Raw genomic sequence first — 25,560 nt, forward strand, 5'->3', positions numbered from 1 at the left:
AGCCTGTCGGATTTGACCGATAGTCGCGAGAATCACGGATTTCGAGACAAGTTTATCGATCTGATGAGGCGAATAGCCCGCTATTTAACGAATCAGATCGAATGAAATTGGCCGAAAGCCCGGGCTTCGTAGCAGGTCAGCGTTAAGTCCGACAGACTCCTAGGTGAGTCGCTGGGATATCTCGTTCCACAGGGCCTGATAATTGCGCGCGGCCAGGGTGCGTGGGGCGAACTGATGCACCGGGGCCCGCTCCGTGCCCATGCGCTCGACTGCACTGGCGGCGGGGATGATGGTCGAGAGCATCAGCGGCCAGTGGTTCTGCATTTCCTCGATCATCTCGATATGCAGCTTGCGTCGGCGATCGGCGAGGGTGATGAACGGCCAGATCGTGCAGGCCAGGTCCTTGTCGTCCAGAAAGTCGCGCAACTGCTCGAGCGTGCGCATGGAGAGCGTGGTGGGCACCACGGGCACAAGCAGGGCATCGACACTGGAAAAGATGTTTTCCGAGAGATGTGACAGGCTCGGCGGACAGTCCAGGATCACCAGGTCATAGTCCTTGCGCACCGGCTTGAGGATCTGACGCAGGTGACTGTTGCCGCGCCGAGCCAGCAGGTTATCCATGTCGCGCGAGGCGATGGCGGCGGGCAGGACATCGAGGTTGTCAACCTGGGTGTCGCGGATGACCTTGTCCAGATCAGCCTTGCCCTTGACCAGCTTGTCCACGCCTCCGCGTACCTTGGGTTTGGTACGCAGATAAAAGCTGGTGGCGGCCTGGGGGTCGAGGTCCCAGAGCAGCACGCGCTTGCCCGCCCGCGCGGCCTGGGCGGCGAGGTTGACGGACGAGGCGGTCTTGCCCACGCCGCCTTTGATGCTATAAAGCGCCAGCATGCGCATGGTGGGTGGCTCCCTGAAGTGTCATTCGAATTCTGATTGACACAGGATCATAACAGGACTGACACAATCTGTTGTTACGAGGAGATGATCCCTGCCATGCAAGCTTTCAGGAGAGTATGCGGCCCAGACGCTTGAGCGCCAGCGCACTGACCGTCACCCGGTTGGCCAGCCGCAGTGCCTTGCCGGGCTTTCGCAACACCAGTGTCAGCACCAGACCGCCGCCCAGCCACAAGGGTTTGCGGTATCGGTGCAGGGTGTGCCAACCGCTCTCCAGCGGGCCGATGGCCTGGTGCCATTGCTCGGCGGCGACCAGGGTGTCGATGCGCTGTTGCTCGATGGTCGCCTCTAGGGCGGCCTTGCGCTCCTGGCGGGTCGGCGGTCGTTGCCGTTCAGTCGTGGGTGTCTTGCGCGTCACGTCGGGACTCCACCAGTTCGCGGTCCAGGGCCAGATGCTTGAGGGTGCCGGCCAGCAGGGTGGGGCGGCGTGCCAGGTGCATGACCCAGGCGGCCAGGCCCACGCCTCCGGTCAGCAGCACGCCGGCGCTGACCGCGATGGCCAGCAAGCGATGGCTCTCCCAGAAGGCGACCACCACGAGTGTGGTCAAGACGCCCAGCCCCAGCAGTAGCAGTATCATGCTCAGCCCGGCCAGCAACAACAGCGTTACCAGTCGTGCCCGCTCTTCCTCGAGCTCCACAACGGCGAAACGCAGGCGCGTCTCGCCGGTGGCCAGAATACTGCCGAGCAGGCGTTTTCCGGCATCGAACAGGCGTTGCGGCGATCCCTGGCCTTCGGACATCAGCGCCGCCCAATCAACAGGCCGACCACGACACCCACGGCGGCACCGATACCGATGCTGGTCCAGGGGTTGTCATGCACATAGCGGTCCGTGGAATCGGCCTGACGTACGACATTGTCGCGCGCATCGTGGTAGACGGTCTCGCCGCGGGCTTCCAGTCGGCTGCGGGTATCGTTGAGCCGCTGCTCGGCGCGGGCGCGCAGTTCCTTGACGTTCTGGCGCGAGTCATCGGCCGTGGCACTGACCAGTTCTTCGACGGTCTGGGTCAGGTGATGCAGGTCTTCCTTGAGTTGACGGGAAGCGTCCTGACGGGCCGTGCTCGGGTTTTCTGTTGACTCGGTCTCGGGTTTCTTCTGAGTAGTCATGGTTACCTCCTCTGTTGAAATGCGATCCGGTTGATCGACGTTACCCGCCAAGAATATGCAGCTGCCGTTAGCAGTGCAATCAATATTCCGCAGCCACTGCGGTGTGGCCGCGATGGTCTCAGCGTCCGAATGCTCCCGAGGAGAACAGCGGGTTGAGACTGAAGCCGATGCCCAGGCGGTGCACATTGCGGTCGTAGTCAATCAGGCTGTCGCCGTAGCCGGTATAATATTGCACATGGCCTCGCACCTTGCCGAACAGCGGCCAGGAGTAATCGAACTGGGCGCCCATATTTCCCTCACCGGGGTTGCCGCGCAGCATCAGGCTGGCCTCCTGGTCATCGAAGAAGCGACGCGCCACGGTGATGTCGCCATAGCCACGGTAGTCATCGATATCTGGATTGTCGTCCTCGTCGGAGGATTCCGGCACTCGCCAGTGTGGCTGCAGGGAGATGCCCCAGTCATCATTGATGAAGGTGCTGGTCAGGATCACGCGGTTCCAGCTGCGTGACAGCTCTCCGGAGCGGCCATTGGACTGATGGTTGAACGCCAGCCGATTATTGATGTTGGTCCAGCCGGCGAAGGTCCAGTCGTTCTCGAAATCGGCAAACAGCTCGGGTTCGTAGTTGGTCTCGCGGAAAGGCGAGGAGGCATCGGTGTTATAGGCCTGCCACCAGCTCTGCTGGGTGTAGGCGAAGTACAGGTCGCCGCCGGCCGGCAGCAGCCCATCCGGCAACTGGAACTTGGCGCTGAACTGGAACTTCATTTCTATGTTGTTGGCATCGGCCTCGTCATCGATGCTATCGAACGCCTCGTCGTTGGGGCTGTTGGTATAGCTCAGCGGCAGCAAATAATTGCGTCGATGCGTGGTGATGGCATAAGGGTTCTGCTCGGATTCTTCCTCCAGCAGGCGCCGTGTGACCACCGACGCTTCCAGCGGTTCGCTCTGGGCGGTCGCCGCGTCGGCCACTTGCGGCGCGCTCTCGGGGCGCATCTGCTCGGTTGGTGCGGCCTGATCCGGCGCCGGTGTGCCATCGCCCGCATTAGCGGTTGAGGTAGACGCGGCGCCCGGGGTCGATTCGCTGGCATCGTCAGCCCGCAGGCGCCCGCGCAACTCGCCCAGTTCGTCCTGCAGCGACTGAATCCGTGACTCGATGGCCTCCCGCTCGGCATCGCTCAGGGGATCGGCCGCCACGGTCTGTTGGCCAAGGCCGGCCAGCATCAGGGAAACAACAAGGAATCGGGAGGGCTTCATGCGCCGCCTGCTTGAGTTGAGGTATAGAGTGCCGTTTCTACCATGCCGACTGGTCAAGTCAACTGTGGCCGGATGGCGACGCGACGCGTTGCTTTGCCGAGGGTTTGCGCCGAGAATCCGAGGATTGCCGCGATATCAACGATGATGAGGTATCTGTGAACACCATGGCGCACCCGGCCCACAGGCCAGTATTGCACATTCTTTGTCTATTGCTGATGGCAATGGTCCCGGCCGCTTGGGCCGCCGAGGTGCCGACGCGAGAGCTCGTTAATCAGCGCCTCGAGGAGCTGCGCCCCGCCGAGGGCCAACAGGCCGACGCCGCGACCCAGGAAAAGCTAGACATCCTGCAGGCGACCCTGGATGACCTCACGGCCCTGGAGGCCGTGAAATCGCGCCTTGCGGACCTCGAGGCGCGGGTCGAGCAGGCCCCGGCGGAGCTCGAGGAGCTCCAGCAGGCGCTGGCCGACCCGCAGGGCGAGATACCCGCGGATGGGCCGTCGTCCCTGGCGTCCCAGCCGATTGGAGCACTGGAGGAGCGCCTCAAGGCGACCAATGAGGCCCTGCGCAGTGATCAGGATCGCTTGTCACAGATCGAGACCCGCCTGCTGGGGACCCAGACCCTGCCGGAACGTGCCCAGCAGGGCATCGTCGAGGCAACGGAGCTGGCCGAGGAAAGCCGTCGCCAACTCGAGGACCTGGTGGCCCAGGATGTCGACGAAAGCGCTCCCCGTTACCTTCAGGCGCGCGTCAAGCGCGCCCTGGCCGAACAGCGCCTGAGCCTTCATCAGCGTGAGCTGGCCACTAATTCGCGCCTGCGCGAGCTGGCCCAGCAGCGCCGCACCCTGCTCGAGCGCCGAGTCGCCAGTCAGGAAGCTCGCTTATTGTCACTGCAACGACTGATCGACGATAAGCGCCGCGAACGCTCCGAACAGGCCATTGCCGAGGCCGTTCAGGACGAGCCCGACGACGTTGTGCAAAGCCCACTGGTCAGTGAGGCCCAGCAGGTCAACCGTGACTTGAGTCTTGAACTGCTGCGCATCACCAGCCTGTCCAACGAACTGGTTCGCCAGGGGCTGGATGTCCGGCGTCAACTCGACCAGGTGCGTCAGCTACAGCGCGGCCTCGACGAGCATGTCGACGCCATTCGGGGCAGCACCCTGCTGTCGCGCATCCTGCGCGAGCAGCGTCAGGCCCTGCCCAAGGTGGAAGTGCGCGGCGGCCTCAAGGATGAAATCGCCGACTGGCGGCTGCGGCAGTTCGAGCTGGATCGTCAGCGCGAAGCGCTCAAGGATGCCGAGGAACAGGCCCGTCAGCGACTCCAGGAAGCGGGCGAGATAACCGAGTCGGAAGCCGCATCGTCCCTCGTGGAGCCGCTGTCACAACTGTTCCGGGCGCGCCGTGACCTTCTGGAACAGCTCGAGCCCACCTATGGCGAGATGCTCAGTGCCGCCATCGAGCTGCAGCTTCATCAACAGCAGTTGCTGGCCACCAGCCGCTCGCTGCGCGACACCATCGACAAGCAGTTGTTCTGGATCGCCAATGCGCGCCCCCTGGACCTCGCCTGGCTGTTGAAGTTGCCCGACCATCTGCTCACCGAGTGGCGGGAGGGCGAATGGCGCCGGATCCTGCCGCACCGCTGGACCCTGCCGGATGCCGGTGCGCTGATCGCCATTCCGCCGCTGCTGCTGGGTGGCTTGCTGCTCGGCCTGCGGCGCCCCCTCAAGCGACGCCTGCTGAGCCTGCATGAACAGATCGGCCATCTGCGCTCCGACAGCCAGACCCACACGCCACGCGCCGTGCTTTTCAACGCCCTGCTGGCCGCTCCCATGCCGCTGCTGCTGGCAGGTGTCGCGGCGGTTCTGTTGTGGGGCGGTCAGGGTGCCGCGCCGGTGATCGGTGGCTCCCTGGTTCAGGTGGCCCTGGCCTGGGCCGTGGTCGCCATGGCGAGGCGCCTGCTGGTGCCGGATGGTGTGGCGGTACGCCACTTCTACTGGCCAGCCGCCTATGTGGCGCGCCTGCGGCGTGGGCTGTTCTGGCTGCTGGCCGCCATGATTCCGGTGCTGCTGATCGCGCCACCGGCCCGGGAGGCCGGTATCAATCTCAACCTGCGGCCGGTGGCCATGCTGATTCTGCTTGCCGGCTTCGTCGGCATGAGCGTGGCGCTGGGCAAGCTGATTCTGGCCCACACCCCCTTTTTCGGCGTCAAGCTGTTTCGTCTGGTGCTGGGTCTTTCCATGGCGGGCGTGCCCCTGGTGCTGGCGGGGCTGGTGGTCTCCGGCTATGCCTACACCGCCCTGAGCCTGGTCAGCCGCTTCGTGATGACACTGTATCTGCTGGGGGGCTGGATTCTGGTCGAGGCGGCCGTCGTGCGTGGCCTGGCCGTTGCCGCTCGTCGACTGGCCTACCGCCGAGCCCTGGCGCGGCGCCGTGCCCAGCAGGAGCAAGAGGGGGAAAGTGGCCTCGACATCGTCGATGAACCGCCGCTGGACATGCAGCAGGTCAACCAGCAGTCGCTGCGACTGGCCAAGCTGGGGCTGATGATCGGCTTTCTGGTGGCGCTTTATGTGGTCTGGGCGGAACTGCTCACGGTGTTCGGCTACCTGGAACAGGTCATGTTGTTCGGTGGAGAAGGGCAGGGCGCCGATATCGTCGGTGGCGCCATGTCGGTCGCGGACATCGTCGTGGCGCTCTTGACCATCGGGCTGACCTTCATGCTGGCGCGCAACCTGCCCGGCCTGCTGGAGGTGATGGTGCTCTCGCGGCTCGAGCTCAAGCAGGGCAGTGCCTATGCCATCACCTCGCTGCTGTCCTACACCATCGTGGGAACCGGCGTGATCATGTCACTCGGCGCGCTCGGCGTGGCCTGGAGCAACCTGCAGTGGCTGGTCGCCGCCCTGGGTGTCGGCCTGGGTTTCGGCCTGCAGGAAATCTTTGCCAACTTCATCTCCGGGTTGATCATCCTCTTCGAGCGTCCGGTCCGCATCGGCGACACCATCACCATCGGCAACCTGACCGGCACGGTCAGCCGCATCCGTATTCGCGCCACCACGGTGACCGACTTCGACCGCAAGGAAATCATCATCCCCAACAAGACCTTCGTCACCGACCAGCTGATCAACTGGTCGCTGTCGGACAGCATCACCCGGGTGATCCTGACCTATGGAGTGCAGCTCGGCACCGAGCCCGGCCTGATGCAGCGACTCCTGCAGCAGGCCGCCGACGAGAACGAGCGCGTGCTGCGCGACCCGCCGCCGGAAATCTTCTTCATGCGCTACACCGACAGCGCCATGGAGTATGAGCTGCGTATCTACGTCAACAGTCTGGGCGACCGTCTGTTCGCCACCGATGAGGTCAACACTCGGGTTGGCCAGCTCCTGGCCGAGCATGGCCTGAACATCGCCTTCAACCAGATGGATGTCTGGCTGCATCGCAGCGACGGCGCCAGGGCGCGACTGGAATCCCGCTCATCCGCCAGCCTGCCAAGCACTCAGCCACCCAGTCACCCGCCCCCGGGCGCGGTCGGCGACCCCGGTGATGTCACGGGCGGCGACAGCGGCGGTGGCGACGGTGGTGGGCGTTGAGTCGCAGAGTGGTGTTGGCGAGGAGAGCCACTCACGTTCGGGTAGAAAGGGCGCTGCCCCTGGCCCCGAGCTTATGAAGACACGGTTGCTGGTCTTGTGGCTTGAATGCGGCGTCATCCATTGTGCCGGCGCCTTGCGGGTCACCCCTGACCACCCTGGATAAGTCGGGTTGTACTTCAGGGGCTCCTGGTTACGATGCAAATCCACCGCTGTCGCTCCCATATCTCCCGGTGGCCCGTGAGGGCCACCAGGCGTCAAGCGGAGGTCGTGCTTAGTTATCGCGGGATGTCAAAGTCGCACCCTGAAGGCCGTCTTTAACCTCACCCAAACGGTCATAGATACCGAAGAGAAGAATGGCCCCTTCGCAGAGCACTCTCCAGAAGATCATCCCCAGCAGTATGCCAATCAGGTTGATCATCAGAAAGATGATCTCACCACTAAACAGGGCGGTTATGACACCTCCGGCACCTGCAAGGAGGATTACAACGATACCGACCCAATACCCAAAGGTAATAAGTTTTGGTGTAAGAAATTTCTCGAAAGATGTGAAGTCACTAAGCTTCATGCTGTTTCTCCATTTTGGTTGATGAGTTTTTAACGGCTCAGTTATCTGAGGCAGGCATGGCCGAAGCCACCGCTAAAATGACCTGCAGGTGAGGGTCTTGCTCGGTTTAGTGAGTGAGTGCTTTTGTTTTCGTTCGGAGTGATATTGAGGCGCTCTGTTTCGACAGATTGCGTCATGTCAATAGTGATGACTAATTGACCATTCCCGTCAAGGAATGAAGACGTTGGATTAGCCAGTGCCAAAATTTTAGATTCTTCTTGAAGATTGAACTCATTTGAAAGCGACACTTTCTGGCGCGTGGTGGAGGATAAGATCTCCTGGACGCGTCGAGATACATGTTCATCAAGCACCGTTTGAACAACGACTCGTGCATACTCCATGTAATCGTCCAGGAAGCGCTCTTTACCGGCGGGGCTCTGGATGTTCTCGATGTCTTTCTCAAGGTTTTCCACCTTGCGAGCTGCCCGCTTGTACTGACGTCTCAAGTCCCGCTCACTGCCATAGCGGTTTTCGGCACGAATTTTGGCATCATCCAGCTTTCCTCTGGCCCTACTCAGTCGGCCCTTGAGCGAACTTTCCACGGAATTGTAGCGGTCTCCAATTTCTTCCTGAAGCTTCATGTGCTTCTCGAAGGTTTCAGCATACCCCTCTGTAACCTCGGAGTTTTTCGATGTCCTGGCTATCGGCGTATGAAGAGAAATCGATCCGGTCCTGATACTCCGTAATCTCGTCGTTGCCAAGGTATGCCTTGACATCTGCACGCAAGTCAGCCAAGCGTTACGCACTCTGGACGACCTGGTCGGACAAATAAAAAAGTTCCATCGGTCGATTAGTGTCCAGCATGGAGGCTAAACGGCTATTGGCAGGAGTGATTTGAGCCGTATCCGGATAGCTGTTGCCGCAGCCGGACAACAATAGGCAGTGGACGCTGCAAGCGCAGCCCACGGGTTCAGTTGGTGAAATAATGGCATTTTACAGTCCCTTGCGTAATGGAATGCGTTGTTACGAGCGCTACAACCGGTTTTTTATGTAACGCCAGTTGAGAATACGCTGCATCTATCATCGATAGCCTCTTGAACAGCATGCTGCGCGCCACTGGCGGTTAGGCGCGATAGGCCGATATGCCCGCTCAGGGCAGCAGGTAAGCACAACCGGCTGACACCTGGATGGATTCAGTTGATTAGTTGGTGGCTAGAGGTTACTGCCGTCCTTAATGGCAACGTCAAAGCGCGTTCCAAGCTTGTCTGCTATAGGGGAGCGTAACGTTTCACTGGAATCGAGTTGGTTAAGACATCACGCAATATTATGTAAGCCAAAGCTGATAGTGTGGCGAGGCTCACAGGAGCCATCTGCCCGGAATCGCTTTCAACCCCGCTCGGCGTAGAGCAGAAACTCGCGGTTGCCGTCGCCGCCGCGAATCGGGCTTTCCTGCCAGTGCTGGACCGCGAAGCCGCTGGCCGTGCAGGCGCTTCTGATGCGTGCTTCGACATCGGCGTAGCGGTGGGGCTGGGTGACCAGGCCCTGGGCGTTGACGCCGTCGGGGCCGACCTCGAACTGGGGCTTGACCAGCGACAGCAGCCCGCTGCCTGCCGGCAGGATGGCCGCCAGCTCGGGCAGGATCAGGGTCTGGGAAATGAAGGCCACATCCATGACGGCCATATCCACCGAGTGTTGGCCGAGGGCGTGCTGCAGAGCGCTATCGTCGCGCATGGCGCGGGCATTCAGGCCTTCCAGGCAGGTCACGCGCGGGTCGTCGCGCAGGCTGGCCTCCAGCTGGTCGCGACCGACTTCAACGCCGATGACGTGCCGGGCGCCGTGGCGCAGGGCGCAGTCGGTGAAGCCGCCCGTGGATTGGCCCACGTCCAGCACGTCGCGGCCCTCAAGGGATAATGCCAGGCTGGCCAGCAGGGCTTCCAGCTTGAGGCCCGCCCGCGAGACATAGCGCTCTTCCGGATCGTCGTCGACCAGCAGGGTGATGGTCTCGGCCAGTTTCTCGCCGGGGCGGGTCAGCACCTTGCCATCCTCGGCGCGGCGCACCCGGCCATGGCGAATCAGGCGTTGGGCGCGGGTGCGCGAACGGGCCAGACCCTGGCCGAGCAAGAGTTGATCGAGGCGAGGCATGATGAGCGTCGGGTTCGTCCGGGAAAAGCGCGATTATGCCACAAGCGACAAGCGTGATAAGCCCGGACGGGGCGGCGGCTCCCGTCCGGGCCAGGTGGCGTCAGGCAGGCGGGCCGGCGCCTGCCGAGGCCTGCAGCCCACCGGGCGGCAAGCGGTCGGCGCCCCAGCTGCGCTCGATGTAGCCGGTGACACGGCTCAGCTCCTCCTCGGGGATCTGGGCCAACTCTCCGCGTTCCAGCGGGTCGTGGTGGAAGATATACAGCCGCGAGGCGAACTGGTCGAAGGGCAGCGAGGCTTCACCGAAACGCTCGCCGTGTCCCGCAGTGCTGACCATCACACCGTCTCCCCAGTTCTGGCCGCTGTCGTTGTTGGGGTTGTAGAAGTAGATGCGCGTGACGCCGTCCGGGGCGAGCCCGGCGCGCAGGATGCTGATGGCATGCCAGCCGATGAAGCGGGCGGCGCTGTCGGTCACGGCGATGCCCGCCGGCTGGGGGTGAATCAATGGCTGATTGCCGTTGTAATCCGGGTGATAGCTGGCATAGAAGTGGCGTAGGAAATGCTCCAGCTCAGTGAGCTGGCCGCTGGCCACGTCGACATTGATGCGAAAGCCGCGCCCTGACCACCAGCCATGGAATTCCGGATTCACCCAGCGATGGGGGTCCCCCTCGCGGCCGATGCAGCGCCGGCCCATCTCGGCGTAGATGCGATCCAGGTGCGGCACCACGATCAGTGAGACGGGGTCGAGATCCATGGGCAGCTCGGTGGCCACACCCGAGAGGCAGGCCATGGAGGAGATCGACTGACCCTCGAATTGCATGATGATGTCATCGTCGCGGGCGGCCCAGGCGATCATCTGCAGCAGGTAGTCCGGGTCGTTGTAGGCCCACATGGAGAGCGCCCGCGCCGACTGGCAGGTCGGGTTGTTGCCCTGACCCACGCCCAGCGGCAGGCCCAGCATGCACAGAACACCCTCCAGCAGACGGGCCTGCGGCGACACCTCATCACCGAAGGCGAGGTTCAGGCGCGCCTGCGACCATTCGGAAAGCACCAGGCCGAGCTGGCGCCACATGGCGGGTGCCACCGGCGGCTGATAGAGCACGCCGCGCTCGAGCATCAGCGCCATGCCATAGGCCGCCTGGGCGGTTTGCGGCAGGATGGCATCGCGAATCAGGGCATGCGTCAGCTGCCGATAGCACAGCAGGCAGTCGCGCCCCGTGGCCGAGAGCCCGAGAGCCTCGCTGAGCAGGTGGTCGTTGCGATCGGTATTCAGGTGCTGCAGCAGCACGGCGTGGTAGGGCGAGACCAGGCCGGTGTCGTGCATGGCCCGGGCAAAGCCGGTGGCCTCCGCCTGCAGGGCCGTGGTGTCCATGCCCGCCAGGCGTTCGCCATAGACGGCTATGCCGGGGTCTTCGCGGCATGCCTGGGTGGGGCCGAACAGCGAGCTGACCAGGCGGTCCGCGCCCTGGCCGCTGCTGCCCAGGTCGATGGCCGGGTCGGCCTGGCAGATGGCGATCTGGGTGATCATGCGCTTGACCGGCTCGACCTGGATGGGCCGCTGGTTGAGGATTCGCCAGATTTCCTCGATCAGCTGGTCGATGATGTGTTCATAGCCGATGCGCTGTGCCAGGTGCTGAAAGAGCTGGCGCGGCAACATGGCCAATCGCCCCTGGGAGGCCCGATCGGCCTCGCTGGGGGCGCTGAACAGCAGTGACAAGTTCAGTGCCATCGTCTGCGACAGATAGTGATGGGCCTGTTCGCTGGTGACCTGTGAATGGGCGGTTTCTTCCTTGGCCACGGGCAGCAGGCGCAGTTCGCTCAATGCCTCGATGACCACGGTGTTGGGGTCGGCACTCTGGAGGGCCTGGACGGTAAGTGAGGGCAGCAGAAACTGTGGCGTTGCCCAGTCCGAGCCCTCGAATACACCGGCGGCCTCCATGGCCGCCGTGCGTGATTCTACTGCCGCGCAGCCGCCATTCTGCAGCATGATGCGGCGGGCCGTGTCGAGCACCGGCGCCAGCTTGCCGGGTTTGGCGAATGCCGCGGCCTGGTCCAGGTGGTCGATGGCGCTGTCCAGCTTGGTCAGCAGACCGGCGAGCTTGTCCTCATCGACACTGGGCTCGCCGTATTGTGAGTGATTAGGTGGCGTCGTCACGCAGACTCCCGATTATTGATTTGGCGCATCACGCCGGTTTTATACGTAAAAATCAAGCTCTTCCAGGCTCTTGAGCAGGTCGCGCAGGCGGTGCGGGTCATCGCCCTTGAAGTAGGCCAGCCCCCAGTGGGTGCCGAAGGCCGTGCGCTTGGTGACCGTTTCCTGAAAGGGCGGGGTCAGCTCGTGGGACTCGAAGTAGGGATGCTCCTCGACCTGCTCGGGAATTTCCAGGCGGCTGACGACGCGCAGGCGCGGATAGACCCCGAAACAACCGGCGTAGCCATCGGCGTCGACCACTTCTTTCGGGAAGAAGGTGGCGACTTCCTCAGATGTGGACCTGGGGTCGAAGACCAGCATGCTGGCCTGGTAGGCATTGAAGCCGTAGACCCGCTCCAGCAGTTCGAAGACCTTGAAACCCGGCGGACGATAGGCCACCTCGCCGAAGTACATCTCGCCGTCGCTGGTGACGAAATATTCCGGGTGGATCAGGCCGAAGTCGATGTCGAAGGTCTTGATCAGCTTTTCGATCTGCCGGGTGATCTGCTCGCGATAGCGCTCCAGCTCGGGAGAGGCCGGCACATAGACCGAATAGCCCAGGGTGACGTACTCGGAAATGTTCAAGAAGGCGATCTTGCCATCGTGAATCCAGGCCTCGACGGCGAACTCCCAGCCATCCAGATGGGACTCCATCAGCACCGGGAATTCCTCGTCGGGGATGGTATCGATCTCGTCCGGCGTGCGGATCACGCGATGGCCCAGGCAGCCGGCCTTGTCGAAGGCCTTGAGGTGAATGGGGTCATTGGGATCGCCGTCGAGCTTGAGCAGGGTCTGGTTGACCCGCTTGAGAAAGCGGATGACATCATCCTTGTCGTGTGCTTCCTCGAAAATGCCTACGCGAATGCCGCCCAGCTGTGCCCGGCGCTTCATCAGGGCCTTGTCGCGCAGCAACAGCGACTGGCCATACAGGCGCGGGTTGTCGAGCAGCACCGAGTTGATGGCACCCGCCCATTCGACGGTTTCCTCGTAGAGAGGTATCGCCACGTTCACGCCCATGTCGCGCAGGGTTTCGGCGATTTCCATGGAGCGGTCGTTCAAGCGCTCGAAGTTCCAGGACACATAGGGCAGGTCGTGCTTCTGGCAGTATTCCTCGGCCCAGTCCGGCGCGACGATGACGTAGCGGCGATCGAACTTCTCGGCGGCTTCAATGGCATTCAGGCTCCAGCCCAGCAGGGCGATATACCCCTTGTTGGGATCCTTCTGCATAGACATCTCCATGGTGTTAACAACGCGATGCCGTTTTCACGGCGTGTACTTGCCACACTTCAGCATAGCCTCCCGGGAGGAAAAGGACCGCGGAAACCGTCAACGCAGCGATTTCTGCTGCCGATGCCTTGCCCGCGGGCGTCACGCTTGTTATATTACGCCCCGCTCGATACGGCCTGTTGCCGCGACGAGTTCGACATCAAAATCTGTCGTTTGTGGTGGCCCCGTCGGTCCTCCCGCAACGCGAAATCGCAAACCCCGCCAGGCCCGGAAGGGAGCAACGGTAGTGATGGAGGCGTGTGCCGGGATGTGGCTGTCGGGGCCGCCTCCATTTCAGCCCCCTGTTTGTCTCCCGCCATGGCCCGTGCTGGCCCGCCCCGGCCATCCGTGACGCCTCGCATACCTGCTTTTGCACCCGCGTTTTCTCGTTTTCCATTGTGCCCGCTCCCCATCGAGGCCTGTTCGGCGAGTCTTTCGCGCCTATCGATGGCGATGTCCGTTTTGATGCGTCATGCTCGCTCCATCGATGAAACGAAACCCGCGGTTCGCCATCCAAGGCGAGAGCCAATCCGTGATGGAGGACTTGATGAACGCCCAGATGATTCTCAAGCAGTTGATGAAGCAGGCCGGCAGCGGCTCCGGTTCCCGATCGTCCGGCGGCAATGACCTCAAGGGCATGGTCGATAGCCTGTCGTCTCAGCTGAGTGGCAGCGGCAGTGGTAGTGGCAAGAGTAGCGGCCAGTCCGGCGGCTTCGACCCCAAACAGCTGCTGGGCGGTGGGGCCCTGGGCATGCTGGTGGGCTCCAAGCGCGGCCGCAAGATGGGCGGCAAGGCGCTCAAGTACGGCGCCATCGCCGGGGTCGGCATGCTGGCCTGGAAGGCCTGGCAGAATTCCCGGGGAGGCTCTGGCGATGACGAAGCCCGCGAGGGCAAGCCGGTCGACCAACTCGAGGCCAACCAGCAGGAAGAGCGCAGCCTGGAGCTGCTGCAGGCGATGATCATGGCCGCCCGTGCCGACGGCCACATCGATGAGCAGGAGCGCGCCATGCTCACCGAACAGATCGACGAACTGGGCGCCGATGACGAGCTGCACCAGTGGGTCGAGCAGCAACTGCAGGCGCCGCTGGATGCCGAGGCCCTGGCGCAGCAGGCCGACTCGCCGCAGGCCGCTCGCGAGATGTATCTGGTCAGCGTCGCCATCATCGACGACCAGAACGCCATGGAGAGGGCCTGGCTGGATCAACTGGCGACGGCACTCAACATCGATGACGCTCTCAAGCAGGAGCTCGAGCAGCAGGCGGTCGCTTCCTGAATTCCCTCGGTGGCGCTATCCTGTGGGGCTTTGTCAGCCGATGAATCAGCCCTGAAGGACGCCAGCCCCGATGTTGACCTTTCACACCGCCGCCACCCAGCTGCGCCAGGCGCGTACCGAGCTGGATGGCGGCGTTCTTGTTGCCCCTTACGAGTGCCCCGAGCGGGTCGACCTGGTGCTCAAGCGCATTCAGCTAGCCCGCCTGGGCGAGGTGCGCGAGCCGCAGGCCTTCGGTCTCGAGCCGGTTCTGGCCATTCATGACCCGGACTATGTGCAGTTTCTCGCCGAGTGCTGGGCGCAGTGGTGTGCCCTGGGGCGACAGGGCGAGGCGATCGCCTGGATCTGGCCGACGCGCACCATGCCGGGGGATGTCATCCCGGATCATCTGGATGGCCGGCTCGGCCACTATGCGCTCTCGGCGGATACCTCGATCTGTGCAGGTACCTTCGAGGCGGCTGAGGCCAGCAAGGACATCGCGCTGTCCGCCGTGCGCCACAGCCTGACCACGGGCGAGCCGGCCTTTGGCCTGTGTCGGCCGCCCGGGCATCATGCCGCCAGCGATCAGTTCGGCGGTTACTGCTTCTTTAATAATGCCGGCGTGGTTGCCCAGTACGCCCTGGACCACGGCAAGCGCCGCGTGGCCATCCTCGATGTCGATTTTCACCACGGCAACGGCACCCAGCAGGTCTTCTACGAGCGTGATGATGTCTTCTTCGCCTCGATCCACGGCGATCCCAGTCATTGCTTCCCGTACTTTCTGGGGCATGCCAGTGAAACCGGACGCGGCAGGGGCGAGGGCTTCAATGCCAACTATCCGCTGGCACCGGGCAGTGCGTTCGACGTCTGGGTGCAGGCGCTCGATGACGCACTGGCGCGCCTCCGCGCGGCGGAGTGTGAACTGCTGATCGTCTCGCTGGGCGTGGACGCCTTTGAAGATGACCCGATCAGCGAGTTCAAGCTGACCAGCGACGACTTCAGCGAGATGGGCCGTCGCCTGGCCGCTATGGGGGTGCCGACCACCTTCCTGATGGAAGGCGGCTATGCCGTGGAGGCGATCGGTACCAATGTCGTCAATGTCCTGCAGGGCTTCGAGGACGCCGGCATGACGCACCCCTGAGCCGGCGCCACTACCAGTCGATGGTCTGGCCGTCCCAGTCCAGAAAGCTCAGGTTGCTGTCGGCCTCCACGGTGTCGAGGATATCCAGCAGCCGCGACGCCACGAAGTCCGGGGTGAACAGCTTGCCCTCCGGCACCTTGGCCTGAAAGGGCTTGCTGAGCGGGGTGTCGGTGGTGCCGGGATGAAAGGCCACCAGCTTCACGCTCCTGGCGATGCGGGCATATTCCACCGCCGCGGTTTTCAGCAGCATGTTCAGTGCCGCCTTGCTGGCGCGATAGCTGTACCAGCCGCCCAGACGGTTGTCGCCGATGCTGCCGATGCGCGCACTGAACACTGCGATGCGGGTTTCGTGCCTTTTCAGCAACGGCAGCAGCGAGCGCAGCCACAGGGCGGGGGTCAGGGCGTTGCTGTCCATGAGCTGATGAAAGCTTTCCGCCTCCAGGTCGTCGAGCTTTTTCTCGACGTCGATGCTCTCGCTGTGCAGCCGGCCATTGCAGATCAGCACACGCTCGATCGGGGCGTCGGCGATGCGCTCGGCCAGCATGTTGACCCGGGCCTCGATGTCGGCCGCCTCATGGCGGCACTGCCACCAGTTGAGCCGTTCATCGGACAGGGCAGCGGGCCGCGGGCGCTGGCTGATGGCATGCACCGTCTGACCGCGTTCCAGCAGTTGCTGAATGGCGGCCCGGGCAATCGCGCTGGAAGCGCCGATGACGATACTGGTCATGAGTGTTCCTCCTTCCCCCGGGATGAATGGCAGGGCGGGCAGTCGCTCGCACGGCGCCGAAACAGCAGGCGCGTGACGCGATGCCGGTGACGCGCGAAGATGTTATACAGCGGGTCGGCGCACCAGCGTAACCAGCGCCACTCCAGAGGCCTCACCCAGTGTCGCTTGCCCACCCGCGACCAGATGGCGTGGGTGGCATCCAGCCCGGTCAGCCACTGACCATCGGCGTCCCGGGCATGCAGGCGCCGGTCGAGTGTCTCGGCATCCAGCGCCGGATAGCGCTCGGCAAAATCCGCCGCGCTGATATCCACCAGCGCCAGACGGCCCTGGGTATTGCACTTTGCCAGATGCTGGACCTCGGCCTGGCAGAGCGGACAACTGCCGTCATAAAACAGTGTCAGGGTCGTCTCGCCGGTCTCTTGCATGCTGTACCTCCTGGGCATACCCGCTATGTGGCGCATCTCGATGTACCCACCATGGCGCCCCGCGGCTCTCCAAGCAAGGGCGGCAGCAGGCTGTTTACCGCAGAAATGGGCTTGGCTGCCCGTAGCTGGAAATGGACAGGTGCTTGATGGCTCGGGTGGCGGCCACGTGCAGCAGAGCCCGTTCATTGACCTCGCGCTGTCGCTTCTCCACCGGATCCTCGGTGCGACCGGTGTAGCGGGCGGGGATGACCCCCTCGTTGACGCAGGCGATGTGCATCTGGCGGAACTCCAGCCCCTTGACGCGGTGCAGGGTGGCCAGGCGCACGCCCGCTTTTTCGGGGTCATCCGGGTTGTCCCGGGAGACTGCCAGGGTCGGGATGTCATGTTGCTGCAAGGCTCCCTGGATGCGGTCCAGCAGCCACTGGGAGCGGGCCGTGACACAGCAATCGGCCCCGGCGCTTTCCACGGCCTCCGGGTCGTGCGCTGCCAGATGGGCCTTCAGGCGCTCGCTCAGGGCCGCCATCTCGGCATCGAAGTCATCGAAGTGGTGTACTTCCGGCGCGTCGCCCTGAAGCAGCGAGCGATAATCCTGCTGACCATCCTGGCCGTCATCCAGGTCATCGATGGCCTGGCCCTCCAGCAGGGCGACGGCAAAACGCCGGGTCTGCTCAGTAGTGCGATAGTTGATGCGCAGCTTCTTGCCACGCCCGCGAATATTGATACCGCACTTCGAAAGCGAGGCACGACGGCCATAGATGCGCTGATGACCATCGCCGACGATGAACAGGTCATCGCGGCCTTCCGGTACCAGTTGGCGCAGCAGTCTCAGGGTCTCGGCACCGAAATCCTGAGCCTCATCAACTATGACATGCGACCACCGCGAGGCCAGTTCGCCGCGCTCGACCATGGCGATGGCCTCGTAAACGCCATCCTCGAATGGCCGCAGGCGAGCGTGACTGAGCTGGGCGCGCATTTCCTCGAAGACCGGCCAGATCGCTGCACGCTGTCGGCGATTGAGTGCCACCCCGCGGCCCGCCCGGGAGGCGCGGAAATACTCCTGCCGAGTGCGCAGATGGTTCGGCAGGATCACCTGCTGGAACTCCTCCTCGAAGAAGGTATCCGGCAGATCGGGGTCCTCCGGTTTTAGCTGCATGGCCCGCTTCCAGGCCTGTTGGTAGCCCTTGTCGGAGGGGTAGACCAGCCTTGGCGCGCCGTCACGCGCGATCATGCGCGCGACCAGCCGGTTGATATTGATGACCTCCAGACGCGCCAACTCGTCATCCTGACAAAGCTCGCGAAGCTGATGCTCAATGTCCGTGGCCAGGTTGCGGGTGAAGGTCGTCACCAACACCTTGCCTTGCCCGTCGTCTGCCATGTCATCGACCAGGCGGCGGGCCAGCCAGCGGGCCCGATGCATGGCCACCACCGTCTTGCCGGTACCGGCGCCGCCGAGCACTCGGACCGCACCGTTCCAGTGCCGCTCCACCAATTGGCGTTGGCTGGGATGCAGGAAAACACGCCAGTGGGCCAGGGGAGCCTGCAGCATGTGTTCCAGTTCGTGTTCCTCCTCGACCACCCGGAAGCGCCGCTGGCTGTCGGGCCGTCGCAGGGCGGCGGCAAAGTCGTCGCGGTCCACCGGCGTCTGGCTATCGGCCACCCCGTAGGTTTCCAGCACCTCCTGCAGAGGTTCGCCCTGGGCCAGGAACATCAAGGCTTCCAGGGCCTCGGCGGGCAGGCGATGTGCCAGTGCCTCCAGGGCGGTCACCGAGGTCAGTTGCTGCACCTCGGCAACCAGCGCCTCCGGCACCCCGAGGCGCAGCAGTTCGCGCTCCCGGGCCTCGCAGATCGGGCTGGCCTGCGCCTGTGGCGTGGTGTCTGGTGTCGTTGTGCTGGCCTCACTTGCCTCTTCCGGGCCAGGCGCCGGCTCGGCTGCCACCTGTTCGGTCGACGACGACAGAATCTGCAGACTGCCGGTCCGAGGATGGATATCGACTTTATGCCGGAACGCCCAGTCATAGGCCTCGTCATGCTTGTCGACCCACAGCAGCACATAGACGTTGCCCTGTTCCGGCTTGAGGACGATGGCACGATACTCGACATCGACACGGATCGAACGCAGATTGGGGTCGGGCGTGGCCAGGGTTTCGTAGTTGAGGCCCGGAGAGCGTGGATTCTCGCGAAACTTGGTGACCATGTTCATCACCTTGCCCTGCTTGCGCCGGGGGACTTTGGCGTAGGCCTCGAGAAACTCCTGGGATATCGCGACGGTGATCTCGCTCATGCTTCACTCCTTGTCTCATTGCCAAGCCAGCCGGCCAGCGTCTCGACGGCGGCATCGTCCTGTGTGGTGACAATCTGCCACTCGCCCAGCACGCTCGGCCAGTCCGCGGGCAGGTCCTCTTCCAGCGCCACGGCCACCCGGGCCGACTCCCAGGCCAGTTCCAGGGTGATCGAGGCCTCACCCGAACGGTCGAGCACATCCAGGCCCGGGGTGGGAACCGGCAGGCCGAGGCTGGCCAGTTGCCGGACAAAAGCTTCCGGCAGCATGACCAGATCATCCGCCAGCAAGGCCTGCCAGCCGGCATCGATCTGGCGGGTGCTGTCTTGTGCACCGTCTTGAGTACTGTCTTGAGTGCTGTGATCAGCTCGGGAAGACGCGCTGAAGTCGGCCAGGCTGGCGCATGTCGCCAGGGCATCGCAGACTCGGCCATTGGCCACGCCGCGTACCGAGATCATCGAGAAGCGCGGCATAAACTGCAACAGATTGGCCGCCTGCCAGAAAGCCCGCCAGCGAGCCTCGCCCTCGCTGCTGTCGGGCAGGTGACGGTCATCCAGGCTCAAGTGCAGGTGCAACTCCCGGCTAAGACGCGGGACATTTTGCATAGCCTCGGGCGAAATGCTCACCGCCACCTCGCTGCACGCCGAGGCGCCGGCGGCATCGCTGTTGCCCAGCGCATTCATGACGCCACCCAGCAGCACTGGTTCGGCCTCGGGCATCAGCCGCTGGCGCATGGCCGGTGGCGCATTCTCGGCAAGCTCCAGGTCGATGGCCTGGCGCAGGCCGGCTTCCTTGAGGGTGCGCGGGTCCAGCCAGTGAAAGGCCTGGCCGAGAGACGCCTGGGCCAGCTCCTGCGACGTCTCGTCCGGCGTGCGCAGGTAGGCCAGCAGCCAGTCCAGGGCGCTTGTCTTGAGGGCCTTCAGGCCAGCATGGCGGCTGAGGATATTCAATTGATCGGCAAGCTGTTGGTATTTGTCACCCAGATGCTGTGGCGTCTCGCGCTGCCACAGCGGCACCTCCAGCTCGGCGCCTTCCAGGTCCCGCCAGCCCAGGCTCCAGACATGAAAACGGCCGGAGGCCAGCACCGCCTGGCGCTTGGCGGTATCGTCGTCCAGTTGATCGCGATGGTACTGAAAACCGTCCAGGTAGAGGGCCACAGGGCGCGCCTGGCGGTGGCTTTCGCTGGCGGGCCAGAGCATGAAGTCAGGCCGGGTCGCCAGCATGACGTCATCGGCGGGGCCCAGGTTGCGCTGTGGCTCGATGCGCCAGCTGGCCAGTCGCGGTGTACCATCCTGGGCCTGGCCTGTGGTGATGGTCAGCCGCCAGCCCGATGTCCCCTCGTGTAACTCGGGCAGCAGGCGAACGTCGGCACTGCGCGAGGCCAGGCCATCGATGAAACGCTGTTCCAGCTCACTCTCCACCAGGGCGTTGAGGTCCACTTCTTCGAGGCCGTCGATGGCGACCAGCGAGTCGCGCCGGCTGAGGATGCGTTCCAGAAGCTCCATGGCGCGACGGCGCGAGATATGCACCATATTGCGGCTCTCGCGGTAGGCCAGCAGGCAGCGGTAGCAGCCATCGAGTTGTTCATCATACTGGCAGTCGCACCCGGCGAGGTGCTCATGGGCGGTGCCGAGCATGGCCAGCAGGGTCTCCGGCGACTGCATCAGCTCCTTGAGGTACCCCGTGCCGCCGGGCACGCTGTCGTGCAGCACCAGATAATGGCGCGAGGGCTGGCTGCCCTGACTCGGCGTCTGCTGCTCGGTCACCCTGAGGTGATCCACGTTGCCATGGAAGTGCTTTTTCAGCCCCAGATGCAGGGCCGCAATCAGCGAATGCCGTGCCGTATCGGACATGGCGATATCCGAGAGCGGCAACAAGAGGCGCAGGGCCTCGGAGGTCAGCTCGCGATACAGGAAGAGGCTGTCCACGAAGTCTTCTTCCTGCTCGATGGCGCCGCGCTGGGCCTTCTTGCAGAAGCGCTGGTGGCGCTCGCTGGGTTTCATCCTGGGGCGCTGGATCTTGCCGCAGTGCTTGCAGACCCGAAAGCCGCCGCGTGGCTGCTCCTCGCCGGCGACCTTGAACGCGGGCGCCTTGTCATCGTGGCGGCCGAAGTTGATCTCTCGAAAGGTGGCCCCCGGGATGTACTCGAAGCCGAAGGGGCACTCCGGGTCATCCAGGCGATAGGCGAAACGTGCGCTGTTCGGGGCAATGTCGGTCAGTAGCTGGCGCACATAGAAGGAGGGCTCGCGCTGTTCGCTGTCGTCGGCGATGCGACTGTCGCGGTCGCGCACCGTGGCGGTGACCTCGCGCAGACGCAGCAACTGGCGTTTCTGGGCGCTGTCGGCCCACTGCGGGCTGCCACAGCGCGGGCAGCCACCATGCAGGTCGCCGCCGTCAACCTGTTCGCTATGATGACAATGGTTGCAGAGTCGCCAGGTCTCGATATCGCTCAGGCGCATGTTCACCTGGTCGATCTTCAGGGCGCGGCCCACGGCATAGAAGGTATTTTCCGGGGCGAGTTCGACCAGAGCGTTCTGGGCCGGGCGCTGAAAGTCGTAACTGATTACCTCGTAGGACTTCGCCGGTTTGTCCTGGCGGGCAGGACCGGCGTTATCCCCGCCAGCATTGTCGCGCTCGGCCTGGCGCACCGAACGAATCACCACCCCATTGAGGGTGACGCCTTCCTCCGGGAAGGCATAGTTGGGCAAGAGCCCCTCATCGGTGAAGAAGTTGAGGGTGTGCTGGGCGTCGAGACGCTTCGCCATTTCCTGCAGGGCTCGCTTTTCGCTCTCCACGGCCTCGATGGCTTCGCGAATGGCTTCATCCTCGGGCTGCTGGCGCAGGCGCTCGAGCTGCTTGTTGTGCGCCCGGATGGTATCCCGCCAGCTCTGGCGCTGCCGGGCCTTGTCGTGAAGCCGGTTGTTGATGCGATAGCGCAGGCTGTCCTTGGTGGTCTCCTTATCGGTGAAGTAGTCATGCAGGTGGCGGCGCGCCTCGTCATCCAGGGCCGGGAAGAGCGCACAGAACTGCTCGAACAGCCACTGCTCATGGCGGTCGATGAAGGTCAGCAGGCTATGCGGAAAGCCCGTCTTGTCGCCGCGGCGCATGTTGTCGAGCACCACCGAAAGGCGGGCGGGCAGCATGGTCTCGTCGAGGGTGCCGCCCTGCGCCGCCTCGGCCACCCAGTGATCGAAGGCAAAGGCCATCAGCTGGCGTTCCAGCACGGCCGTGGCCTGCAGGAACACCCCGGGTGGCTGCACGCTGCCGGCCATCATCTCGCGAGGCTCGGCATAGAAGTAGAGATCATGGGGCGCGGCGTTGGCGATGGTCACGTTCAGCGCATTGCCATCCCGCCGCCCGGCGCGGCCGATGCGTTGCAGGTAGTTGGCCTGGGAAGGGGGCGTCGAGCACAGCAGCACCGAGGACAGGTCGCCGATGTCGATGCCCATCTCCAGGGTTGGTGTGGCCGAGAGCAGGTTGATATCCCAGGGCCGCTGGCCGCTGATGAAGGAGCGCTCGACTCGCGCCCGTTCATCGCTTTCCAGCAGGCCGGTGTGCTCGTGGCTGACCAGGCGCGTCGGCGAAGCGCCTGAGGGCGGCAGGGCCCACTTGAAGCCGCTGGTCGGTGCCAGCTCGCCGCCGCACTGGGGCTGCAGGCACTTCATGCCCTGCCAGTATTCCATTTGCTCCTGTGCCACCTGATGGCGCTGGCCACAACGGCTGCAGCGCATGGGCAGCGGCTGCGTCACGGCATGCCAGTGGGGGCGCTCCAGGCCCCATACCTCGCGCCCCTGAGGCGTGGCCACGGTACGAATCAGGCCGTTGCGCTCCAGTGCCCGCAGCGCCAGGCGATAGGCCTGGGCCACGTCATTGGCCAGCACCTGGTCGTCCTCCAGCTGCTTGAGGAACCAGCCCTGATACCAGGCGCCACCGCCACGCTGCTGGCCGCTAATGCTGTCGAAGTTCTGCGAGATCGGCTCCAGCGTCAGAAAGGCCGGGGGCGCCGCGCGGGGGCCATAGTTGGGCAGGCAGAGGTGGCGTCGGAAGAAGTAGCTGTTGCCGCCATCGCGCACATAGCCTTCCACCTCGGGATGCGCAAAGGCGCCGCGGGTGCGCAGGCGATGCAGTACGCCGAGCAGAAAGCGTGTCGTCTGGGCGCTGTCGATCTCGCCGATGCCCGGCAGTTCCTCGGCCCAGTCATTGGCCAGGCGCTCGGCGGCGGCCTCCAGCAGGGTGGTATCCACCGTCAGGGTGACGCGCCCCTGGCGTTCCAGGGTACGGCCAATCTGGCTACGCAGCCCCAGCTCGGTGTGCAGCTCCCAGTCGAGCCGGCGACGAACCAGCTCCGGCAGGTCACTGTCGGCCGGCAGCTGGCCCTCGCGCTGCAGATAATCCGCATCCTTCAGCCAGGCCATGTTGGGCGCCAGCCAGCGGCCGACAAAATCGGCATCGCTGCCCGCCTGCTGGCGCATGGCCTCGGCAAAGGCGCTACCCAGGCGATCCAGCGAGAGTGACTGGCCGTGGCCCGAAAGCCAGCCATTCATGGCCTGGCGCAGCGCCTGACGCCAGGTGCGCGCCTCGAAGAAGCCGGCCCGGTGAGCGGCATCCTGCACACTGTCGGAAAAGGCGATGGCCTTGCGATCATCGTTGTAGGGCGACTGATAAAGCCGCGCCAGCAGCGTGCTGGACAGCGAGGCGGCGCGAAAACCCAGGATCGACAAGCCGCCACGCGACAGGCAGCAAGGGCAATGGTCCGTCCGGGTTACCAGCCGGTCCTTTTCGCGCTCCTGCAGGCTCGGCTGCCAGACCCGCAGCAGCCCATGGGCGCCACAGTCCGGGCAGGGCCCCTGGGCGTCACCCGAGGTCAGGGCCCGGCAGGCGGGGCATAGCTGCTTGCTCTGGCCCTTGCGCTGCGGCGGGGCAGGGGATTCCCCCAGCGGATACAGCAGGCAGACATCGGCACCCTGCTGGAAATACTGGCGATAGAAGGCCGCCAGGTCATCATTGATCCTGCGGTCATCATCGGCCTTCAGAGTGCCCCAGGCCGCGCTGTGGCAATCCCGGCAATGCACCAGCGGCAGATGCAGCGACTGGCCCTCCTGATCCGTTCGGCCGGGTGCCGGGCGGCCCTGGGGGTCATCATCGGCATACAGCAGCTCCGCTGTGTCACCGACCCGGCTGACCATGCGCGTGAGCTCACGCAGCCAGAGCTGCAGGCGCACGGTCAGCAGGGGCACCAGGCGGGGCTCGTCATGCTCGCCCGGCATGGCCTCGCGCGCCGCCGAGACCATGGCCAGTAAGCTGTAGAGCACCACATGCGCATCGCCACTCCAGTGCCGCTCGCGCTTCCAGCGTTGCAACAGGGTCTCCAGATCGGTGACGCCCTGGCTGTCGAGCAGTAAACGATGAAAGGCCTCATGCCGCTTGAGATCGCAGCCCAGCGCCACCAGCGCCCGGCCATGCTCGGGATGCCGGGCATCGCCGAGGGCGCGCGGATCCGTCAGCGCCTCGGCACTGCCCTCGATGAACCACTGCTGGAAGGCGGCGGCCAGATAGGCCTCGGGCTGTGCGAAGCGTTGCGGGTCCAGGCGCTGACGCGATGCCAGATCGCTCGGCCAGTGATGAAAGGCCGGCTCGCCCAGTGAGCCACTGGCCTGGTCGAGATACTCCTCGGCCGACAAGCGATCCTCCAGGACCAGACTCTCCTCGGCGAACTGGGTGGCGAAGATTTCCGAGGCATACTGGCGCAACTGATCCGAGGCCGACGCATCGCCGATGGTCGCCGAAGTGCCCACGCAGGCCAGCTCATCGCCGATCGACAGGCGATCACGCAGGCGGCGGATGAGACACGCCAGGTCAGTGCCCTGGGCGCCATCAAAGGTGTGCAGCTCATCCACCACCAGATAGCGCAGCATCCCCGGCGTATTGAAGCGCCACAGCGGCTGATCCTTGGGCCGCATCAGCAGGAAGTCCAGCATCTTGTAGTTGGTCAGCAGGATATCCGGCGGGTTGTCGCGCAGCGTCTCCTTGTCGGTGATCACACTCTCGGGGGACATCACCCGGCTGGGCGAGTCAGAGCTGTCGCCGGTGAAAAGCCCCACCGTCAGTTGAATATCCAACTGGCTGACCAGCTTGGCCATGCGCCGCGCCTGGTCCGTTGCCAGGGCATTCATCGGGTAGACGATCAGCGCCTTGATGCCGCGCTTCTCGGTGATCGTCGGATCGGCACGCCGGGCCGCGCAGTGCTCCAGGATCGGCAGCAGGAAGCACTCCGTCTTGCCCGAGCCGGTACCCGTGGCCACCAGGGTGGAGGCCTTGGTCTCGCCATTGAGGCGCTGAAAGGCCAGCTGCTGATGGCGAAAGGGCGGAAAGCCCGGGTCCACATGCCTAAAGGGCGGTGGGGCAGCATCCCGCCGAAAGGGCAGACCCAGGGAAAGATAAGGGCCCTTGACCAGCTTCCCCGGCGTCTCGATGAAGCGGTCGATCAGCGCCGTCTCGCCCTGCTGACCATCGCCGCGAAAATGCGGTGTCGAGATCGGAAAGGCGGCGCGCAGATAGTCCTGCAAGCTAAGCTGGAGTTCATGGGCGACGAGGCTTGGCAGCATGCAGGCTCCTTCAGCATATCCCGGGCGTATGGCGAGTTGTTGTTATCGCTTGGTTATCGTCGCTCAAGTTACCAGATTCGGCGCGGCGCGTTGAGGCTCTGGCGAA

At 64.0% G+C, this 25,560-nt stretch carries 17 protein-coding genes and 1 other RNA gene; 4 read left to right on the plus strand and 14 right to left on the minus strand.

Annotation, left to right across the window (positions count from 1 at the left end):
* Positions 1–159: 159 nt before the first annotated feature.
* The 5 genes from QWY74_RS05200 to QWY74_RS05220 form a co-directional block, all read right to left on the minus strand.
* Complete coding sequence (locus QWY74_RS05200; protein WP_264825038.1) at positions 160–894, minus strand: ParA family protein; 735 nt, start codon at positions 892–894, stop codon at positions 160–162.
* Between the two features lie 106 nt (positions 895–1,000).
* Entirely contained in the window at positions 1,001–1,309 is a 309-nt protein-coding gene (locus QWY74_RS05205; RefSeq protein WP_264825039.1) for a YqjK-like family protein, read from the minus strand.
* Complete coding sequence (locus tag QWY74_RS05210) at positions 1,284–1,691, minus strand: phage holin family protein (RefSeq protein WP_264825040.1); 408 nt, start codon at positions 1,689–1,691, stop codon at positions 1,284–1,286. Before QWY74_RS05210 ends, QWY74_RS05205 begins: the two co-directional genes overlap by 26 nt.
* A complete protein-coding gene (locus QWY74_RS05215; RefSeq protein ID WP_264825041.1) occupies positions 1,691–2,056 on the minus strand; it encodes an ElaB/YgaM/YqjD family protein in 366 nt (121 codons plus the stop codon). Before QWY74_RS05215 ends, QWY74_RS05210 begins: the two co-directional genes overlap by 1 nt.
* Positions 2,057–2,174: 118 nt before the next feature.
* On the minus strand, positions 2,175–3,308 hold the full coding sequence (locus tag QWY74_RS05220; protein ID WP_264825042.1) for a phospholipase A: 1,134 nt from the start codon (positions 3,306–3,308) through the stop codon (positions 2,175–2,177).
* Positions 3,309–3,523: 215 nt separating this feature from the next.
* On the opposite strand from QWY74_RS05220, the gene mscK reads away from it, so the two are divergent.
* Positions 3,524–6,889 carry a mechanosensitive channel MscK gene (gene mscK, locus QWY74_RS05225; protein ID WP_290313929.1) on the plus strand — a complete coding sequence of 1,122 codons (3,366 nt, stop codon included), beginning with the start codon at positions 3,524–3,526 and terminating at the stop codon, positions 6,887–6,889.
* 271 nt (positions 6,890–7,160) lie between these two features.
* Here the strand turns inward: mscK and QWY74_RS05230 are convergent, their stop codons facing one another.
* From QWY74_RS05230 to QWY74_RS05250, 5 genes are all read right to left on the minus strand, one after another.
* Entirely contained in the window at positions 7,161–7,454 is a 294-nt protein-coding gene (locus QWY74_RS05230; RefSeq protein ID WP_290313930.1) for a DUF4282 domain-containing protein, read from the minus strand.
* 41 nt (positions 7,455–7,495) lie between these two features.
* Positions 7,496–8,074: a hypothetical protein gene (locus QWY74_RS05235; RefSeq protein ID WP_290313931.1), complete on the minus strand. Its 579-nt coding sequence runs from the start codon at positions 8,072–8,074 to the stop codon at positions 7,496–7,498.
* 745 nt (positions 8,075–8,819) lie between these two features.
* Entirely contained in the window at positions 8,820–9,575 is a 756-nt protein-coding gene (locus QWY74_RS05240; protein WP_290313932.1) for a TlyA family RNA methyltransferase, read from the minus strand.
* Between the two features lie 100 nt (positions 9,576–9,675).
* Complete coding sequence (locus tag QWY74_RS05245; RefSeq protein WP_290313933.1) at positions 9,676–11,727, minus strand: hypothetical protein; 2,052 nt, start codon at positions 11,725–11,727, stop codon at positions 9,676–9,678.
* Between the two features lie 39 nt (positions 11,728–11,766).
* On the minus strand, positions 11,767–12,990 hold the full coding sequence (locus QWY74_RS05250; protein ID WP_264825045.1) for an ATP-grasp domain-containing protein: 1,224 nt from the start codon (positions 12,988–12,990) through the stop codon (positions 11,767–11,769).
* 225 nt (positions 12,991–13,215) lie between these two features.
* Between QWY74_RS05250 and ffs the strand changes: the two genes are divergently transcribed.
* The 3 genes from ffs (at position 13,216) to QWY74_RS05265 (ending at position 15,419) form a co-directional block, all read left to right on the plus strand.
* Positions 13,216–13,312, plus strand: an RNA gene (gene ffs, locus QWY74_RS05255) — signal recognition particle sRNA small type.
* 264 nt (positions 13,313–13,576) lie between these two features.
* Complete coding sequence (locus tag QWY74_RS05260) at positions 13,577–14,302, plus strand: tellurite resistance TerB family protein (protein WP_264825046.1); 726 nt, start codon at positions 13,577–13,579, stop codon at positions 14,300–14,302.
* A gap of 70 nt (positions 14,303–14,372) precedes the next feature.
* On the plus strand, positions 14,373–15,419 hold the full coding sequence (locus tag QWY74_RS05265; RefSeq protein ID WP_290313934.1) for a histone deacetylase family protein: 1,047 nt from the start codon (positions 14,373–14,375) through the stop codon (positions 15,417–15,419).
* Between the two features lie 10 nt (positions 15,420–15,429).
* Here QWY74_RS05265 and QWY74_RS05270 read toward each other — a convergent pair whose 3' ends face one another.
* The 4 genes from QWY74_RS05270 to QWY74_RS05285 form a co-directional block, all read right to left on the minus strand.
* Entirely contained in the window at positions 15,430–16,146 is a 717-nt protein-coding gene (locus QWY74_RS05270; RefSeq protein ID WP_290313935.1) for an SDR family NAD(P)-dependent oxidoreductase, read from the minus strand.
* Entirely contained in the window at positions 16,143–16,571 is a 429-nt protein-coding gene (locus QWY74_RS05275) for a thiol-disulfide oxidoreductase DCC family protein (protein WP_290313936.1), read from the minus strand. Before QWY74_RS05275 ends, QWY74_RS05270 begins: the two co-directional genes overlap by 4 nt.
* A gap of 94 nt (positions 16,572–16,665) precedes the next feature.
* Positions 16,666–18,852 (minus strand): UvrD-helicase domain-containing protein, encoded by a 2,187-nt coding sequence (locus QWY74_RS05280; RefSeq protein ID WP_290313937.1) that lies wholly within the window; start codon positions 18,850–18,852, stop codon positions 16,666–16,668.
* Positions 18,849–25,454, minus strand: a complete 6,606-nt coding sequence (locus QWY74_RS05285) for a DEAD/DEAH box helicase (RefSeq protein WP_290313938.1) — start codon at positions 25,452–25,454, stop codon at positions 18,849–18,851. Before QWY74_RS05285 ends, QWY74_RS05280 begins: the two co-directional genes overlap by 4 nt.
* Positions 25,455–25,560 lie beyond the last annotated feature (106 nt).

The organism is Halomonas almeriensis, assembly GCF_030409235.1.
GTDB lineage: Bacteria > Pseudomonadota > Gammaproteobacteria > Pseudomonadales > Halomonadaceae > Halomonas > Halomonas almeriensis.

What these genes read in the sequence shown, in the direction of transcription:
- QWY74_RS05200 (WP_264825038.1), bottom strand. Translation starts at nt 894, where the DNA reads ATGCGCATGCTGGCGCTTTATAGCATCAAAGGCGGCGTGGGCAAGACC.
- QWY74_RS05210 (WP_264825040.1), bottom strand. Translation starts at nt 1,691, where the DNA reads ATGTCCGAAGGCCAGGGATCGCCGCAACGCCTGTTCGATGCCGGAAAA.
- QWY74_RS05215 (WP_264825041.1), bottom strand. Translation starts at nt 2,056, where the DNA reads ATGACTACTCAGAAGAAACCCGAGACCGAGTCAACAGAAAACCCGAGC.
- QWY74_RS05220 (WP_264825042.1), bottom strand. Translation starts at nt 3,308, where the DNA reads ATGAAGCCCTCCCGATTCCTTGTTGTTTCCCTGATGCTGGCCGGCCTT.
- mscK (WP_290313929.1), top strand. Translation starts at nt 3,524, where the DNA reads ATGGCAATGGTCCCGGCCGCTTGGGCCGCCGAGGTGCCGACGCGAGAG.
- QWY74_RS05230 (WP_290313930.1), bottom strand. Translation starts at nt 7,454, where the DNA reads ATGAAGCTTAGTGACTTCACATCTTTCGAGAAATTTCTTACACCAAAA.
- QWY74_RS05235 (WP_290313931.1), bottom strand. Translation starts at nt 8,074, where the DNA reads ATGAAGCTTCAGGAAGAAATTGGAGACCGCTACAATTCCGTGGAAAGT.
- QWY74_RS05240 (WP_290313932.1), bottom strand. Translation starts at nt 9,575, where the DNA reads ATGCCTCGCCTCGATCAACTCTTGCTCGGCCAGGGTCTGGCCCGTTCG.
- QWY74_RS05250 (WP_264825045.1), bottom strand. Translation starts at nt 12,990, where the DNA reads ATGCAGAAGGATCCCAACAAGGGGTATATCGCCCTGCTGGGCTGGAGC.
- QWY74_RS05260 (WP_264825046.1), top strand. Translation starts at nt 13,577, where the DNA reads ATGAACGCCCAGATGATTCTCAAGCAGTTGATGAAGCAGGCCGGCAGC.
- QWY74_RS05265 (WP_290313934.1), top strand. Translation starts at nt 14,373, where the DNA reads ATGTTGACCTTTCACACCGCCGCCACCCAGCTGCGCCAGGCGCGTACC.
- QWY74_RS05270 (WP_290313935.1), bottom strand. Translation starts at nt 16,146, where the DNA reads ATGACCAGTATCGTCATCGGCGCTTCCAGCGCGATTGCCCGGGCCGCC.
- QWY74_RS05275 (WP_290313936.1), bottom strand. Translation starts at nt 16,571, where the DNA reads ATGCAAGAGACCGGCGAGACGACCCTGACACTGTTTTATGACGGCAGT.
- QWY74_RS05280 (WP_290313937.1), bottom strand. Translation starts at nt 18,852, where the DNA reads ATGAGCGAGATCACCGTCGCGATATCCCAGGAGTTTCTCGAGGCCTAC.
- QWY74_RS05285 (WP_290313938.1), bottom strand. Translation starts at nt 25,454, where the DNA reads ATGCTGCCAAGCCTCGTCGCCCATGAACTCCAGCTTAGCTTGCAGGAC.